Genomic DNA, 15672 nt, shown 5'->3' on the forward strand with positions numbered 1-15672 from the left:
AGTTCCGTTGTTCAATGCTTACAGCTACTGGGAATTAAACAGTGAGATAACGTGATTTTGAAGGCCTGTCTGGGTACACTGGAAGCATTCGAGATTAGACAACGTAGACAAAGCTCACACTTATGCAAGAACTTATCGAAAGCGGCCAATTTTTAACACTTTCTCGCCGTAATTCCGCATTATTTGAACGCTCTCATCAATTTACATTAGCTAATGGTACGCTCGTCAATATTACCGCACCTGGCATTATCAGTTTTTCAGTACAGCCAACCTCTAAGCCTAATAAACGCATTGTTTTATCGTGTGGTGTGCACGGTAATGAAACCGCACCTATCGAAATCTGTGATGATTTGGTTAAGGGGATCCTTACAGGGAACATAACGCTGGCACATGATGTTTTGTTCTTATTTGGCAACCTGCCAGCGATGGATATTGCAGAGCGTTTCGTTGAGGAGAACATGAACCGCTTGTTTAGCGGTGCACACTCGAAGGGCGAAGGTTTAGTGAACGCAGAGCGCGTTCGTGCTAAACAGCTCGAAGATGCTGTGGCGTCTTTCTTTGAAGCGGGTGAGGGCACCCGATATCACTACGACCTACACACAGCAATTCGCGCCTCAAAAAATGAAAAGTTTGCGGTATATCCTTATCTTCATGACAGAATACACAGCAAAGGGCAGCTGGCATTTCTCGCAGCGTGTGGCGTGAAAACCATATTGCTGTCGGAAAGTTCGACAACGACCTTTAGCTATTTCTCGTCATATCGATACAACGCGCACGCGTTTACGGTTGAACTTGGCAAAGTGCGTCCATTTGGGCAAAACGATATGCGTCGATTTGAAGATGCGAAACAAGCGATAACGCAGCTAATTACTCAAACCGAGTACGCGCCAACGGTTGAGATGGGTGACCTTGATATTTATCGCGTGAACCAAGTTATAAACCGAAACGAAGAACAGTTTACGCTACATTTCGATGACGATACGCCAAACTTCACTGACTACCCTAAAGGCACGGTATTGGCTTCTGAACCGGGTAAAGAGTACATAGCAGAGCAGGACGGCGAAGCCATTGTTTTCCCGAATGCAAAAGTGGCCATTGGGCAACGCGCCTTGTTAACCGTTGTGCCTACTACGTTGGATAAGCTAGATGTTTAAACTTGATAGCCGTTTACACAATGATACATTTTTTGTCTGTGATCTTTCGCTGTGTCGTGTACTGTTGATGAATGATAGTCAGTTTCCGTGGCTCATTTTAGTGCCAATGAAAAATGATATTGCGGAAATTATCGATTTGTCTGAAGAAGAGCAGATTACTTTACTCAAAGAGTCTGCATTGGCATCAAAAGCCATGCAGTCCTTGTTTTCACCACTTAAACTTAATGTGGCAGCACTAGGCAATGTGGTAAGGCAGCTTCATGTTCATCACGTCGCACGTTTTGAAAATGATTGTGCGTGGCCAAAACCGGTATGGGGCAACCAGCCAGCAGTGGCATATAACACTAACGATGCTCAGGCACTTGTTCAGTCCGTTAAGCAGTGGTTTGAAGACAACAGCTAGAGGGCGCACGCCCTTAATAGCGACAAATAAACAGTTCACATTAAAAGGAGTTACGCATGATTGTTTCAACTACCCCAACGCTTGAAGGGCATAAAATTGAAGCTTATTACGGTATTGTTGTGGGCGAGGCCGTGATGGGCGCAAACGTATTTAAAGATCTTTTCGCTTCTATTCGCGATATCGTTGGCGGTCGTTCTGGATCGTATGAAGAAGAGTTAACCACCGCACGTAAGTTAGCGTTTACTGAGCTTGAGCACGAGGCGAGAAGCATGGGCGCAAATGCTGTGGTTGGCATCGACTTAGACTATCAAGTGATTGGCGATAAAGGCAGTATGCTTATGGTGAGCATTAGCGGTACCGCGGTGAAAACAACCCCTTTATAAAATCAAAAAGCTCGCACACCTCAAAGTATGCAATTACCTACTTGATCGAAGCGAGGTTTTCGCCAGTTGTTCATAACGACGGCAATACCTCGCTTTTTCGTTCCTATCTACCCTCAAAAGTTCAAACTAAGGAAATGTAATGCTAAGAAAATGGATGTTTGTCCTACTCGCCGCATGCTCCTGTCAGCTATTTGCGCAGGACGCACTGAAATATCAAAAGCCGTCTAAAGAAATTCTCGATTTGGTTGACGTTACACTAGCTCCAGCGACACTGGTAGACGATGCACAACAGAATATGGTGCTGTTGTTTCGCGACAACTATAAGTCGATAGAAGACTTATCGAAAGAAGAGCTTCGTTTAGCAGGGCTAAGAATTGACCCTACTACTAACATTGGAAGCCGCGTAACGTATTACAACAATCTTCAGGTTCAGCGGGTAGGTAGTAACGATAGCCTTACTATTAAAGGTATGCCAGAAGCGCCTCGGTTAACCAATTTTACTTGGTCCCCTAATCAGCGCTACATGGCATTTACTCATACAGCAAAGAAAGGCGTTGAACTTTGGGTGCTTGATATTGAAGCAGCAACCGCCAGAAAGGTCTTTGACAAACCTATCAATGCAAATATGAGCGATACGTTGAACTGGAATGCGGATAGTCGTTCTCTTTTGGCTAAAGTCGTACCGAAAGACAGAAAAGCGTTAATCGATACCAGTGTTGCCGTGCCAAGCGGCCCAACGATTTCAGTAAGTGACGGCAAAAAAGCACAAAACCGCACCTACCAAGACTTACTCAAAAACAAAAACGACGAGTTTAATTTTGAGCAACTAGCGCGGTCTGAAATTTATAAGGTTCCACTAAAAGGCAAGGCTTCACCTTGGCTTGCATCAGGTATGTATGGCGATGTTAGCGTTTCTCCCGCCGGCGACTATGTGATGGTCGAGGAATATAAAGCGCCATTTTCTTATTTAGTGACCTATCAGCGCTTTGGGCACAGCATTAACTTATACGATAAAAAGGGCAAGCTAGTAAAAACGCTCGTAGACGTTCCGCTTATTGAAGACCTACCACAAGGTTTTATGGCTGTTCGAACGGGGCCACGTGATGTTCAATGGCGCAACGACAAACCTAATACAATTGTGTATGCCGAAGCGCTTGATGGGGGCGACCCAGAAGTCGAGGTGACGCACCGCGATAAACTTATGCAGCTGGAAGCACCGTTTAACGGTGAAGCAGAGCAAATTCTTAAAACAGAAGACAGGTTCTACCGCTTCATTTGGAATAACGATAGCGTTGCCATCGCCATGGATTATTGGTGGAATACGCGCAATATTAAAACGTACTTGTTTAGCCCAGACCAAAGTCAGTCTGCGCAAATTATTTCAAATCGAAGCTATCAAGATAAATACAGCGACCCTGGCAACTTTGTTACCCGTAAAAATGACTATTTTAAAGATGTGCTAGCAGTAGAAGGAAATAATGCGTTTTTGTTAGGGGATGGGTTTACACCTGAAGGACAGTTCCCATTCTTGGATAAGTTAGATTTAGAAACCCTTGAAACATCGCGCGTATATAAAAGCGCGTACACAGACAAATTTGAGGACTTACGTGATTTCAATATTAAAAACGATCGCCTGTTGGTAAGAATTGAGTCTAAGCGTGACTACCCTAATTACTATTTCCGCAATTTAAAAAACAACACGTTGACGCAATTAACACACTTTGAAAACCCGTTTGAAAGCATTCAAAACGTTAAAAAAGAAGTGATTACGTACAAGCGTAACGATGGATTGGACTTAACAGGCACTTTGTATTTGCCAACAGACTATGAGCAAGGCAAGCGCTACCCTATGATCTTATGGGCTTATCCAGAAGAATTTAAGGACAAGTCAAGCGCAGGTCAAAACACGCAAAACCCCAATCGATTCATTTACCCGTGGTACGGTTCACCTATTTATTGGGTTACCAAGGGCTACGTTGTATTGGACGATGCTTCATTCCCTATCGTAGGAGAGGGCGATGAAGAGCCAAACGATACCTTTAGGCCTCAGCTCGTTGCTAATGCAAAAGCGGCGATAGATGCACTTGACCAAAAAGGAATTATTGACCCAGCGCGTGTTGCAGTGGGCGGGCATAGTTATGGTGCGTTTATGGTGGCAAACCTGTTGTCGCACTCTGACTTATTTGCCGCAGGAATTGCACGTTCTGGTGCTTACAACCGCACACTCACACCATTTGGTTTTCAGTCAGAGGAGCGCCATTACTGGGATGCCCCAGAGGTGTATTACACCATGTCGCCATTTATGCATGCTGAAAAAATGAAGACCCCGCTTTTACTTATTCATGGTGAGGCTGATAATAATTCCGGTACATACCCAATGCAAAGTGAGCGTTATTTTAACGCGCTTAAAGGCTTAGGTGCTGTGACACGTTTAGTTATGTTGCCTAAAGAGAGTCATGGATATCGTGCCAAGGAAAGTGTTTTACACACGCTTTGGGAACAAGATCAGTGGCTTGAAAAGTATGTGAAAAACAAAGGCGCTACACAATCACAGTAGCGTGTTGTCCGCGTTGCTAACAAGACTAAAAAGGTGGCAAAGGCCACCTTTTTCTTTTGCTGTAAAGCGCAGCTTTACTTGGCCGTATTTTCTATTGGCTGCTCTTCAATAGCATCAGCATCAATGGCAATCGTATCTACGATAACTGCGCATGCTGCATCACCCGTAATATTTAGCGCAGTGCGGATCATGTCGAAAATTCTGTCCAAGGCAAATAGCAGGGGTAAACCTTCAATGGGAATGCCAGCAGCAAGCAACACGGCAACGACTAAGAATGATGGCCCAGGAACGCCCGCTTGACCAACCGCGCCAAGGGTAGAGGTTAGGATGATGGCAACATATGCACCCATTGATAAATCTATATTGAAAAGCTGCGCAAAAAACACCGCTACCAAGCCATAATAAATGGCATTTCCGCTCATGTTGATGGTGGCGCCTAACGGCAGTACAAAAGATGCCGTTGCGTTTCTTACACCTAGCTCATTCTCTACTGTATTCATAGTAACCGGCAGTGTCGCCATGGATGACGCGGTCGAAAGAGCTACCGCCTGAGGCTTTTTCATAGCCACGAGAAATGATTTAGCCGACGTTTTTGTAAATAGCTGTACCAAAAGGGGGTAAACCACAAAACCAAATACTAAAATCGCCGCAGTAAATACCAAGAAGAGTTTGAATACCACCATGAGCGCGGCAAAACCAAATGTTCCTACGGCCTCTGCCATTAAACCAAATACGCCGATAGGCGCGATTTTCATCACACAGTTGATCATCCACACCATGGCATCAACGATAGTGTTCACGCCATTTAAAATAGGCTCGCGGTTCTTTTTAGGCTGTTTAGAAAGGGCGAGGCCAAAGAACAAGCAAAACACCAGAATTTGAAGAATGTTCGCGTTGGTTAACGAGGCAAATACGTTAGTGGGGATCATACCCGTAACGGTAGCCCAAAATGAAGGTAGCTCACCTTTAGAGGCGTATTCACCAGAGAACATACCTTCTACCGCAGAAACGTCGATACCTATTCCTGGCTTAAACACTTCACCCATAATGAGGGCCAGTGTTACGGCAAGTGCTGACGTTAACGCAAAATAAGCAAGGGTAGATAGCCCCACTTTTCCTGCATTAGTGCTGTTGCCAAGCCCCGCAGCGCCAGAGATAAGCGCTACTGCTACCAGTGGAATGACCAGCATTTTAATTAAATTGATAAAAATGGCACCCAGCGGTGCGAACATTTCAGCGCTTTCACCCATAAAGGCACCAACCGCGGTACCAATAATCATGGCAATGACAACTTGTACGCCGATATTGCCCAGTAAGGATTGTTTTTTAGACACGTCTAGAACCTCTTAGAGTGTGTTTAAATGTGAAAAGTGATTTGTGAATGAATAATTGAGAGCCCTAATACTCAAGTGCCCGCCTCGGCATAAACAATGGGTAAAAGCTTCTAATTATAAAAGCCTCTAATTATAAAAGCCTCGAATTATAAAAGCTTTACTTAGGCTTCGATTAAAATGCCGCGATTGACGCTATCAGAATAGGGTTATTTCATTGGGGGGTTGCTGTCTTTATCTTGGTCTTTAACGGATGTATTCGCGCTTTCACTGTCCTTGTTTGAATCGTCGTCACTATCATCATAAGGTTTAGAAGGTGTCGGAAATTTAAATCTAGCACTGTATTTAAGCAGCGTGATATTCCCAATCACAACGCCCAACACTAAAACAATAATGATGATGACCCAGGTAGTACTCATAAAAATCCCGTAGGCTACAGCCCTTTGTTCAATACGTAGCGATTATACAAGCTAGGTAGCTGTGGCAAAATACATGTTTTGCCTTCTATATCGCTTTGTTCGATGGCTTTCGTAAAGCCATCTAAGTGCCTGGCATTTTCGAAAGCACACGCTGTGTTTCGAAAGCTTAAATGCCATGGCTCTACTGCGACGCCACCCGTATTAACCGAAAAAGGACGATAAAAGCCAAACTGTTCCATATTGTCAGCTAGCCAACATGAAAGGGCATGGCACGGTCCGCCAGAAAGGTATTCGCTTTCGACAAGATTAAACTTGCCCCCCCAGTTATGCACGGCAGCTCTGTCGTACACATCGATGTCAGTGCCCCAATGGTGGCGACTGCCGCCGGGAAGTGCTGACCATGTCAAAATAGCATGTAGCTTTTCATTATCGCTTAGTGCCTCGAATGGCAGTTCATCACCGTTGGTATCAAGAAGCTGTGCTTGACCTGCCCATTTGCGGTTAAAAATGGCAGTTTGCCTGTCGAAATCTCGAAAGCTACTGACCAACTGTAAGTCTATACCGTCTTTTTGCGCAGCATCTTGCATGGCAAGAAACGGCGATATCACGTCGCGATGCAGTCTATGGCCGTTGCCAGCATCAACGAGATAGTCGTTGTGCTGGCCTAACCACGCTTTTTCTGGCACTTGATTCATAACCATCAATAGCGGCTATTTAGCCAGCAAGCGTTCTAGGATACCGAAGTACATATCAGCAAGCTGTTCAAGATCAGACATTTTCACGCACTCGTCAATTTTGTGAATAGTGGCATTCACCGGGCCTAGCTCTATCACTTGTGCACCTGTTGGCGCGATAAAGCGACCATCTGATGTACCGCCAGCAGTAGACAGCACGGTAGGTGTTCCTTTAACCGCCGCTATTGCACCTTGAGTGGCTTCTAACAGGGCACCCGTATCGGTCAAAAAGGGTTGACCGTTAAACGTCCATTTAATCTCGTACTCCAGTTCGTGGGCTTCCAAAATTGCCGTGACTCTCTCAATGAGAATTTGGTCGGTTACTTCCGTTGAAAAACGGAAGTTGAAGCAAACGTGCATCTCGCCCGGGATCACATTGCCCGCACCTGTACCCGCGTGAATGTTTGATATCTGGAAGCTGGTGGGAGGGAAAAAGTCGTTACCGTTATCCCAATGAGATTTAGCTAGCTCGTCAAGGGCCGCCATTGCACTGTGAACAGGATTTTTAGCTAAATGAGGGTAGGCGACATGGCCTTGGACACCTTTTACTACTAAATCACCCGTTAATGAACCTCTACGGCCATTCTTAACAATATCGCCTACTTCGTCGGTTGAAGAGGGTTCGCCAACAATACACCAATCAATTTTTTCATTGCGGGCTTCAAGGGTATCAATAACGCGGGTGGTACCGTTTATAAAAGGGCCTTCTTCGTCGCTAGTAATAAGGTACGCAATACTTCCCTTGTGATCAGGGTATTTGTTCACAAACTCGCGGGTGGCTACTAGCATAGCGGCAAGACTGCCTTTCATGTCAGCTGCGCCCCGCCCATGCAGATAGCCGTCAACTTCTGTCGCGGTAAATGGCGGTGTTTTCCATGCTGACTCAGGGCCACTAGGCACTACATCAGTGTGGCCTGCGAAACAAAATACCGGGCCTTCTTTACCTCTGCGAGACCAAAGGTTCGTCGTGTCTTCAAATACCATGGTTTCATTATTAAACCCTAAAGCACCTAAAAACTCGCCCATGGCTTCTTGGCAACCTGCGTCTTCTGGCGTTACAGAACGGCGGTTTATTAATTGTTTAGCAATTTCAATAACAGAGTCGTTTAACAAAATATTTCCTCATACTGCGCGGGTTTGAAGCCAATATAAAACGCGTTGTCATGAACAAGGATAGGGCGTTTAACCATGGCAGGATGAAGCTCTAGCAGGGCCAGTGCTTTATCTTTATCTAGATTCGCTTTCTCTTGCTCTTCTAGCTGGCGAAAAGTCGTGCCGCGTTTGTTGAGCATTGCTTCCCAGCCAAGCTCAGACTCTGCTCGTACAAGAAAGTCGTTATCTATCCCGTCCTTGCGGTAATCGTGAAATGTGAAAGCGATATCGTTGTCTACTAACCATTTTTTTGCTTTTTTAATGGTGTCACAGTTTGGGATCCCATAAAGGATTGTGCTCATGGTGATTTATTCCGTACTACTTTGTTGTTTGTAAATGAAAGACGCTGGTTAGAACAGTGCCATTATGTGGCGCTGTTTCGAAGAGCTAGAGAAAATAGAAAACCGCAATAGCCCGAAAACAGTGCGCCTGTACATTTTTGTTTTTCAATGTGCTCCATCATACAAGCTGTTGATACGTTGATAAACTCACTTGCGATGATTTTTAATAGTAAATCACTCAGGGCTGAAAGCCTGTTTTACAATTAGGTCAACAGGCCTTAGAGGTAAAGTGTCAACAACGTATCTTCGCCCGCTTCGACAAACTTTTGATGTGTAGGCACCACGCCGATAAGCGCATTTGCATTAAGCAACGTCATTGAACAGGTATTGCTAACACCGCGCTGCTTTAGCCATGCAGCGTTCACGGTAAAAAGTACTTGTTTAAGCCTTATTTCATCGCCCCGCTTCAAAGAACAGGCGAATTGTGCGCCATGCAAATGACTAGTATCGCCACCATATTTAATCTTGCATTTAAGGCCCGCGCTAGACTGTATGTCGATAGCGTAATCTAGCGGGGAAACGCTCAATACTTTACCAGCGAAAGGCGATAAGACAGTATTTGATGTTGAGCTTATTGCTGCACCAGGCCCCATAAGGCCACTTTTATAATAGGGATCGTCAATGTGTGAGAGTGAAACCACTTGCCCTGAAAATGGGCTTAAAGTTACAAACTGCTTGGTAAAGCTGTCTGGTGCATATTGTAGTTGCTTAGCATTCACGGTATTAAACGTCCTCACTTACCGAATAGCCAGCTTTCTTAAGCGCACTAATGGCATCTTTTAGTTTATTGTCTTTTACTAAAAAGAAGTCAGTGTCGAAGGTTGATACCACAAATATGGCCACTTTTGCTGATGCTAACACTTGGCCAATTTGGGCCATGATCCCTACCATGGACAAGTGCAAAGGCCCTAACAGTTCAAGTGCACGCCAGCCTTCATCACTATCTAGTGACGGTACGTCTACCGAGTCAGGCACAACAATAGATAGTTCATCTTCTGTTTTACCTAAGAAAAAAAGAGGGCTATTAAGTACAGGTGCGGGGATATTGGTTTCAGGATCCAAGCTGTGAATTGTAAACAAAGATTCTCTGACTAAAAGTGTTTGTTTGGGCATGAGAAACCGAAAAAAAGATAACTTCGAAGATATTCACATTAAACCACTAACTGTGATTAAGTGCTACGTGTTATCCACTTAATCTGTGGATAAGTTTGTTGAGTAGTTTGGGGCTTTGCTGTAACTATTTGTATTATAAGGGATAAATAAACTGTACAAACAATGTTCAGTGGATAACATTCTCAATTTCACAAGCATTTTCCACAGGCCATGTCTACAACTAAAATAAAAAATGTTTTGTAATTTTGCAATTTCTTAGCTTGACAACCATGGCTTTTTTCAGAAATTTGCGTATTACTAAAACGCGAGATTCAAATGATCGAACTCTTTTGGACATGTTGATCTTTGATGTACAGCAAAGGTCAATAGACTCTAGCCTTTTTACCTTTAAAACATCGGTACATTAAAATGATCTATTAGTTAACAAATATTCAGTAAGGTACTACTGTTAGTAGTTAATTTAGTCTTGGGTTTTGCTTATTGAAGCAATGGGGCATTGCGCTTATCAGTTATGTAGCTTACTGGGTATTTGATCTCTAACCAGAACAAGAGCGCTGACTAGAAAAATGCCTCAACCATAAATAGAGCCCTAACAAAACAACAGCCCTAAACAAAAAACAGAGGGAGAGACAATGTCAGATTCTTCATGGTGCGATATTACGGTAGAAAACGCAGACGAACTTGTCAGCTTTTATGAAGCGGTGATGGGATGGAAGAAAGAGCCCATAGATATGGGTGGCTACAATGATTATGTCATGATGAAGGCCGACGGCACACCTGTGGGCGGCATTTGTCATAAGCAGGGTGTAAACGCGCAGTACCCAAGCGGATGGATTAATTACTTTACCGTAGAAAATCTAGATGCCGCGTTGAAAGAAGTTACTTCCAAAGGTGGAAAACAGGCGGATGATATACGTCATCATGGCAAAGACAGCTTTTGTGTCATTATTGACCCAAGCGGCGCTGCGTGCGCGCTTTATGAAAAAGGCAGCAAGTGACGAAACTTGCTGCCCTAGTATTGTGTTAGCTATCTACTTACTTGTTTAGCACGCCGCGATTTACCTGATCGCGTTCAATCGACTCAAATAGTGCCTTGAAGTTACCCTCGCCGAAACCTTCATCTTGTTTGCGTTGGATAAATTCAAAGAATACTGGGCCGAAAACGGTTTCAGAAAATATCTGAAGCAGTAGGCGAGGCTCACCATTTTCCGTTGTGCCGTCCAATAGAATACCGCGCTTTTGTAGCTCATCTACGTTTTCGCCGTGCCCAGGAAGACGCTCTTCAAGCATATCGTAGTAGGTATTTGGTGGAGGCGTCATAAACTTCATGCCTTTCGCTTTAAGCTTGTCTAAACACGCCACTAGGTCGTCACAAGCGAAAGCGATATGCTGAATACCTTCACCATTGTATTTCATTAAAAACTCTTCAATCTGGCCACCACCGCCAACCGCCTCTTCATTTAGCGGTATGCGAATTTTACCGTCTGGCGCCGTCATTGCTTTCGATAATAGACCTGTGTATTCACCTTTAATATCGAAATAGCGAATTTCTTTAAAGTTGAATAGCTTTTCGTAGAACCCTGCCCAGAAATTCATGCGGCCGCGGTACACATTATGGGTGAGGTGATCGAGCGTATGGAAGCCACATCCTTCAGGATGGCGATCAACGCCTTCAATCCAATTGAAGTCGATGTCGTAAATGGTATTTTCACCTTCATAACGGTCGATAAGGTAAAGCATCGCACCGCCAATACCTTTAATAGCAGGAAGTTTCAGTTCCATTGGACCGGTATGGGTATCCATAGGCTGAGCACCGCGGGCAAGCACTTCTTTATATGCGTGCTGTGAATCTTTAACGCGGAATGCCATACCGCACGCTGATGGACCGTGTTCTTCGGCATAATAGGCTGCATGACATTTCTTTTCGTAGTTACTTAATAAATTGATGTCGCCTTGACGCCATAATTCCACGTCTTTTGATTTGTGGCGAGCAACAAGGGTAAAGCCCATAGCTTCAAAAATGGGTTCCAACATGCCCTTTTTAGGCGCAGTGAACTCTAAAAATTCAAACCCGTCTAAACCAATAGGGTTTTCAAACAAATCAGCCATAGCGATACATCCTCAACGTAAATCACATTTTATAATTGTTACCTGATTGTAAGGTCGCAGTGAAAAAGCAAGCAATAGGTGTCGAGTTCAGGGATTTTGGGCATGGAAAGCAAAGCTGTAACGATTTGTTTTCACCCGTGAATGAGATGCTGTGTTAGGGAAAGCTAACTTCCCCTAACTGTTTGAAAATAAATGCTATTAAGCAAAGGTGATGCTTGTCGGTAGTGTTCAAAAATCAGTACAATTGCTCGTTTAGGTATCAGTACGCGTAACGTTACTAATCCCAGGGCGCTTATTTTTCACCATCGTAGTACTTTTTAAGGCCTTTCCAGCACGCCAAATAATCTCGTTGTCGAATATCACTGTTTAAAGCGAACTCCGTTGGCGCAATGGCATAGCGAGATTCAAACATAAACGCCAGCGTGTTTTCATAACGCTGCGGTGAAAGCTCGGCGTTCGAGGCTTTTTCAAATACTTCAGCTTCTGGGCCATGGGGAGTCATACAGTTGTGAAGGCTCATGCCGCCGGGCACAAAACCGTGTTCTTTGGCGTCGTACATCCCCTCAATTAGCCCCATAAACTCGCTCATAATATTTCTGTGGTAATACGGTGGGCGAAAAGTATTTTCAGCAACCATCCACCTTGGAGGGAAAATAACGAAGTCAACGTTCGCCGTACCTTCCAGCTCAGATGGTGAGGTAAGCACGGTAAATATAGACGGATCCGGGTGGTCAAAACTTACGGTGTTCATAACGTTGAAACGGGACAAATCATATTTATAAGGGGCAGAGTTACCTACCCAAGCCACCACATCAAAGGGAGAGTGATCGAGTTTTGCTTCGAACAAATTTCCACAGAATTTGTTTACCAAAGTGTGAGGCGTCTCATTATCTTCAAACCACGCCGTGGGATAGCAAAAATCACGCTGGTTCGCATAGCCATTCGCGCCTACCGGGCCACGCTCTGGCAGCACAAAAGGATGACCGTAGTTTTCGCATATATATCCGCGAATTGGCCCATTAATAGGGTTAACCGAAAAACGAACGCCACGAGGAATAACGGCTATTTCACCTACAGACAAGTTGAGCCTACCAAACTCGGTGGTGATCAGCATGTCACCTAGCTGGGGGACAATAAGCATTTCTCCGTCTGATGAGTAGAAAACACGATTTTGCATATTAGCACTGGCACTGTAGCAGTGAATGCCCATACCTACTTGGGCTTTAGCGTCACCGTTAGTGGCGATGGTTACAAGCGAGTCTACAAAATCAACGTCTTTTTCTGGTAAGGGTACAGGGTCCCACCTAAGTACATTCGGAGGGCAATGGACATCAGATTCAGGTGCTGTTTTTACCAGGCCGTTATCAATTTTTTCAAAGTCGCCCATGGCAATAGAGGGGCGTAAACGATAGGTCCAGCTGCGGCGGTTTTCTGCTCGTGGGGCAGTAAATGCTGTACTGCTAAACTGTTCAGCGTAAAGTTTATAATTCACTTTTTGTGGGCTGAACTGGCCTTTAGGAAGGGCACCCGGCAGTGCCTCTGTCTCGTGCTCGTTATTAAAACCCGTTAAATACGACAAATTATCCATAAACCCTCCCACAGGCGGCCATCGATGTGGCTGTACAGATGAATGCAAAATAAAGTAGTTACAAATGAAACTATGTGATTTAGGCTAGAGGTAAATGAAATGTAAATCAATGGCGATGGGCGAGTAGAGGGAATAGAACCAACGTCATTTGGTACGCTAGCTTTACACCTTTTATGTGATGCCCATTACAAGGTTACACGTATTGCGTGTTTTTTAATGCACGATGTTAGCTGTGAGAGTTACCTGGGTTAATGTTGAATGCGCCTGAACGCTCGACCGATGGTAGCGACACTGTGGGTATAAGTAACGCCTAAGGTAAATGAAAAACAACCATGGCTTTCAGGGCGGTCGCAGAAGTAAAAATAGCAAGAGTAATGCAGTGAAAAGGGCTTAAAAAATGCAGCTAGAAGATATGCTTGCCTACAAGGTAGCCATGCTTGCGAGCGATTTAAGTGAATCGCTCTCAAAAGAATATGCAGAATATAAACTTACTAAACCAGAGTGGCGAATTTTAGCCACATTAGGCGGCCGAAATGAAAGCTCGCCAAAATCACTGCTAACGGCAAAAGAAATCGCTATTGCAACACGACTAGATAAAGTGCAGGTTTCGCGAGCGCTGGAGCGATTGGTTAAGCGAGATGCTATCGTTAAGCGTGTGAGCAAGCGAGATAAACGGGCCACATTAATTTCATTGTCAGTGGAAGGAGAGCGAATCTATCGGGCGCTGTTGCCTAAAATTGTGGCTTGGCAAAATAAGCGTTTGGAAAATATCACTGAAGATGAGTATCGAATATTTGTAAAAGTGATAGATGCACTAACGCCTTAAGATTCGGGTGAAGTCGTTGAAAAGTCTGGTCTGAGCAGATGTGAGGGCATTGCTATAAAGGTTACTTTCGCGCCTTTAACTGTTAAATTCCCCCGAAACTAATTAAATGGGGAAGTTATTGGATTTATTAGTCATGGCTTGCTACCCCCTAAATATTTATCAAGCGCTTCTATTCGGCGCACAGCGAGGACATTGAGTGGCACCCTTAGAAATATACGCAGGTAAAAAAGCACGTGAATCCATAATGAAAAACGGATTTACGCCTGAGTTATTTAGCTATTTTCTGGGGGCATCTGGCGGCCCGAAATGGTTTTCTTTAGCTGGCCTAGACCGCGTACTGTTTCCCGAATGGTTTGCCAACGTTGAGCATCAAATACATGTAATTGGTTCATCAGCGGGTGCGTTTCGTACCATATGCGCTGTTCAAAATGATCCCCTAGCAGCCATAAATCGTCTAGCCTCTTCTTATTCAACAACGACCTATAGCAGTAATAAGCCTACGCCTAGAGAAATTACGGCTAAAGCTGAAGACCTGCTGAAAGAAATGGTGGATGAAGCAGGTAAGCAAGAAGTGCTGTCTAACTCCCGCTTTAAAGCTCACCTGATCGTTGCTAAATGTTTAGGTGCTACTCGTTTTGAAAGTAAGTTTAGGCAACTTTCGGGCTTGGCGATGAGTGCAGCGGCCAATACAGTGAACCGACGACACCTTTCTCGTTTATACAAGCGCTATGTGTTCTCAACGCCGGGTACGGAGTTTGCGATAAACGACCCGTATCAACTGCCTACTCAGTACCATGCATTAACGCGTGGAAATATTCATACCGCGCTGCTAGCGTCTGGTTCTATTCCTGTGGTAATTGAGGGCGTACAGCAAATTGAAGGTGCGCCAGCCGGAATGTATCGAGATGGCGGTATTATTGACTACCATTTCGACTTGTCCTTCGGACCAGATGATGGCTTAGTGTTATACCCTCATTTTTATGACAAGCCCATTCCAGGCTGGTTCGATAAAGGCTTGAAGGGCAGGGTGCCTCATCGGTCAAGCTACGATAACGTTGTAATGCTAGTGCCTTCTGCATCGTTTGTTGCTAATTTGCCTTATAGCAAAATCCCCGATAGGAAAGATTTTGAAGTACTCGATGCAAAAACGCGAATCAAGTATTGGCAAACAGTATTGAAAGAAACCGACAGGTTGGGTGAATATTTTATGCGTGCTGTTAACGATGGATCCTTAGTGGACGCTATCAAGCCGCTTCCATTTAAAATGATTTAAGTTAATCGCAATTGTTGAAGAAAATGGCTAATTGCTGTCAAATTAGTCACTTGAATCGTCATTTGATAAGTTTTCCTTGCAGGCAACGCTCGTGCTAAGTATTATACGCGCCGTTGCTTGGCATTCGCCCACCTATCAGGTGCAACAAAATTCTATATGCGTCTATAGCTCAGTTGGTTAGAGCGCTACCTTGACATGGTAGAGGTCCCCTGTTCGAATCAGGGTAGACGCACCATCTTACGATTTAATTTCATCTTTTATTTACCCAAGTTCTGCGTAACACGCACTG

At 44.4% G+C, this 15672-nt stretch carries 16 protein-coding genes and 1 tRNA gene; 8 read left to right on the forward strand and 9 right to left on the reverse strand.

Annotated features, from left to right (window positions below; genetic code table 11):
• Window positions 1-122 precede the first annotated feature (122 nt).
• From astE to BZA03_RS02815, 4 genes are all read left to right on the forward strand, one after another.
• On the forward strand, window positions 123-1154 hold the full coding sequence (astE, locus tag BZA03_RS02800; RefSeq protein ID WP_110287908.1) for a succinylglutamate desuccinylase: 1032 nt from the start codon (window positions 123-125) through the stop codon (window positions 1152-1154).
• The gene (locus BZA03_RS02805; RefSeq protein ID WP_110287909.1) at window positions 1147-1557 is read left to right on the forward strand and encodes an HIT domain-containing protein; all 411 of its coding nucleotides are present in this window, start codon (window positions 1147-1149) and stop codon (window positions 1555-1557) included. The genes astE and BZA03_RS02805 overlap by 8 nt, the downstream gene beginning before the upstream one ends.
• A 56-nt stretch (window positions 1558-1613) precedes the next feature.
• Window positions 1614-1940: a heavy metal-binding domain-containing protein gene (locus BZA03_RS02810; RefSeq protein WP_014949040.1), complete on the forward strand. Its 327-nt coding sequence runs from the start codon at window positions 1614-1616 to the stop codon at window positions 1938-1940.
• Window positions 1941-2079: 139 nt separating this feature from the next.
• Complete coding sequence (locus tag BZA03_RS02815; protein WP_110287910.1) at window positions 2080-4497, forward strand: S9 family peptidase; 2418 nt, start codon at window positions 2080-2082, stop codon at window positions 4495-4497.
• A 74-nt stretch (window positions 4498-4571) separates the two neighbouring features.
• Here the strand turns inward: BZA03_RS02815 and BZA03_RS02820 are convergent, their stop codons facing one another.
• The 7 genes from BZA03_RS02820 to BZA03_RS02850 all read right to left on the reverse strand — a co-directional run bounded on the left by BZA03_RS02820 (window position 4572) and on the right by BZA03_RS02850 (window position 9587).
• Window positions 4572-5831: a dicarboxylate/amino acid:cation symporter gene (locus BZA03_RS02820; RefSeq protein ID WP_110287911.1), complete on the reverse strand. Its 1260-nt coding sequence runs from the start codon at window positions 5829-5831 to the stop codon at window positions 4572-4574.
• Window positions 5832-6037: 206 nt separating this feature from the next.
• Window positions 6038-6247, reverse strand: a complete 210-nt coding sequence (locus BZA03_RS02825; protein ID WP_110287912.1) for a DUF2897 family protein — start codon at window positions 6245-6247, stop codon at window positions 6038-6040.
• A gap of 14 nt (window positions 6248-6261) precedes the next feature.
• Window positions 6262-6948 carry a M15 family metallopeptidase gene (locus BZA03_RS02830; protein ID WP_075176317.1) on the reverse strand — a complete coding sequence of 229 codons (687 nt, stop codon included), beginning with the start codon at window positions 6946-6948 and terminating at the stop codon, window positions 6262-6264.
• 9 nt (window positions 6949-6957) lie between these two features.
• Window positions 6958-8094: a succinyl-diaminopimelate desuccinylase gene (gene dapE / locus BZA03_RS02835; protein WP_110287913.1), complete on the reverse strand. Its 1137-nt coding sequence runs from the start codon at window positions 8092-8094 to the stop codon at window positions 6958-6960.
• Window positions 8088-8435: an ArsC family reductase gene (locus tag BZA03_RS02840; protein ID WP_110287914.1), complete on the reverse strand. Its 348-nt coding sequence runs from the start codon at window positions 8433-8435 to the stop codon at window positions 8088-8090. The genes dapE and BZA03_RS02840 overlap by 7 nt, the downstream gene beginning before the upstream one ends.
• Before the next feature lie 257 nt (window positions 8436-8692).
• On the reverse strand, window positions 8693-9193 hold the full coding sequence (locus tag BZA03_RS02845; protein WP_014949046.1) for a PTS glucose transporter subunit IIA: 501 nt from the start codon (window positions 9191-9193) through the stop codon (window positions 8693-8695).
• Between the two features lie 4 nt (window positions 9194-9197).
• On the reverse strand, window positions 9198-9587 hold the full coding sequence (locus tag BZA03_RS02850) for an ACT domain-containing protein (protein ID WP_110287915.1): 390 nt from the start codon (window positions 9585-9587) through the stop codon (window positions 9198-9200).
• A 632-nt stretch (window positions 9588-10219) separates the two neighbouring features.
• On the opposite strand from BZA03_RS02850, the gene BZA03_RS02855 reads away from it, so the two are divergent.
• Window positions 10220-10585, forward strand: coding sequence for a VOC family protein (locus tag BZA03_RS02855; RefSeq protein ID WP_110287916.1), 366 nt, complete (start codon window positions 10220-10222; stop codon window positions 10583-10585).
• A 37-nt stretch (window positions 10586-10622) separates the two neighbouring features.
• Here BZA03_RS02855 and hppD read toward each other — a convergent pair whose 3' ends face one another.
• Both hppD and hmgA read right to left on the reverse strand, forming a co-directional pair.
• Window positions 10623-11696, reverse strand: a complete 1074-nt coding sequence (hppD, locus tag BZA03_RS02860; protein ID WP_014949049.1) for a 4-hydroxyphenylpyruvate dioxygenase — start codon at window positions 11694-11696, stop codon at window positions 10623-10625.
• Window positions 11697-11988: 292 nt separating this feature from the next.
• Window positions 11989-13284 carry a homogentisate 1,2-dioxygenase gene (gene hmgA, locus BZA03_RS02865; RefSeq protein ID WP_110287917.1) on the reverse strand — a complete coding sequence of 432 codons (1296 nt, stop codon included), beginning with the start codon at window positions 13282-13284 and terminating at the stop codon, window positions 11989-11991.
• Window positions 13285-13681: 397 nt separating this feature from the next.
• Here hmgA and BZA03_RS02870 point away from each other — a divergent pair, with 397 nt between their 5' ends.
• The 3 genes from BZA03_RS02870 (at window position 13682) to BZA03_RS02880 (ending at window position 15618) form a co-directional block, all read left to right on the forward strand.
• Window positions 13682-14110 (forward strand): MarR family winged helix-turn-helix transcriptional regulator, encoded by a 429-nt coding sequence (locus tag BZA03_RS02870; RefSeq protein WP_014976177.1) that lies wholly within the window; start codon window positions 13682-13684, stop codon window positions 14108-14110.
• A 196-nt stretch (window positions 14111-14306) separates the two neighbouring features.
• The gene (locus BZA03_RS02875) at window positions 14307-15383 is read left to right on the forward strand and encodes a patatin-like phospholipase family protein (protein WP_110287918.1); all 1077 of its coding nucleotides are present in this window, start codon (window positions 14307-14309) and stop codon (window positions 15381-15383) included.
• A 158-nt stretch (window positions 15384-15541) separates the two neighbouring features.
• Window positions 15542-15618, forward strand: a tRNA-Val gene (locus tag BZA03_RS02880).
• The last annotated feature ends 54 nt before the right edge of the window (window positions 15619-15672 follow it).

The sequence above is a fragment of the Alteromonas sp. I10 genome (assembly GCF_003201515.1).
Taxonomy (GTDB): Bacteria; Pseudomonadota; Gammaproteobacteria; order Enterobacterales; family Alteromonadaceae; genus Alteromonas; species Alteromonas macleodii.

Bases quoted from the DNA above. Each gene is read 5' to 3' on its own strand.
- BZA03_RS02805 (WP_110287909.1), top strand. From the start codon at position 1,147: ATGTTTAAACTTGATAGCCGTTTACACAATGATACATTTTTTGTCTGT.
- BZA03_RS02815 (WP_110287910.1), top strand. From the start codon at position 2,080: ATGCTAAGAAAATGGATGTTTGTCCTACTCGCCGCATGCTCCTGTCAG.
- hppD (WP_014949049.1), bottom strand. From the start codon at position 11,696: ATGGCTGATTTGTTTGAAAACCCTATTGGTTTAGACGGGTTTGAATTT.
- BZA03_RS02850 (WP_110287915.1), bottom strand. From the start codon at position 9,587: ATGCCCAAACAAACACTTTTAGTCAGAGAATCTTTGTTTACAATTCAC.
- BZA03_RS02855 (WP_110287916.1), top strand. From the start codon at position 10,220: ATGTCAGATTCTTCATGGTGCGATATTACGGTAGAAAACGCAGACGAA.
- BZA03_RS02825 (WP_110287912.1), bottom strand. From the start codon at position 6,247: ATGAGTACTACCTGGGTCATCATCATTATTGTTTTAGTGTTGGGCGTT.
- astE (WP_110287908.1), top strand. From the start codon at position 123: ATGCAAGAACTTATCGAAAGCGGCCAATTTTTAACACTTTCTCGCCGT.
- BZA03_RS02810 (WP_014949040.1), top strand. From the start codon at position 1,614: ATGATTGTTTCAACTACCCCAACGCTTGAAGGGCATAAAATTGAAGCT.
- hmgA (WP_110287917.1), bottom strand. From the start codon at position 13,284: ATGGATAATTTGTCGTATTTAACGGGTTTTAATAACGAGCACGAGACA.
- BZA03_RS02840 (WP_110287914.1), bottom strand. From the start codon at position 8,435: ATGAGCACAATCCTTTATGGGATCCCAAACTGTGACACCATTAAAAAA.
- BZA03_RS02830 (WP_075176317.1), bottom strand. From the start codon at position 6,948: ATGGTTATGAATCAAGTGCCAGAAAAAGCGTGGTTAGGCCAGCACAAC.
- BZA03_RS02870 (WP_014976177.1), top strand. From the start codon at position 13,682: ATGCAGCTAGAAGATATGCTTGCCTACAAGGTAGCCATGCTTGCGAGC.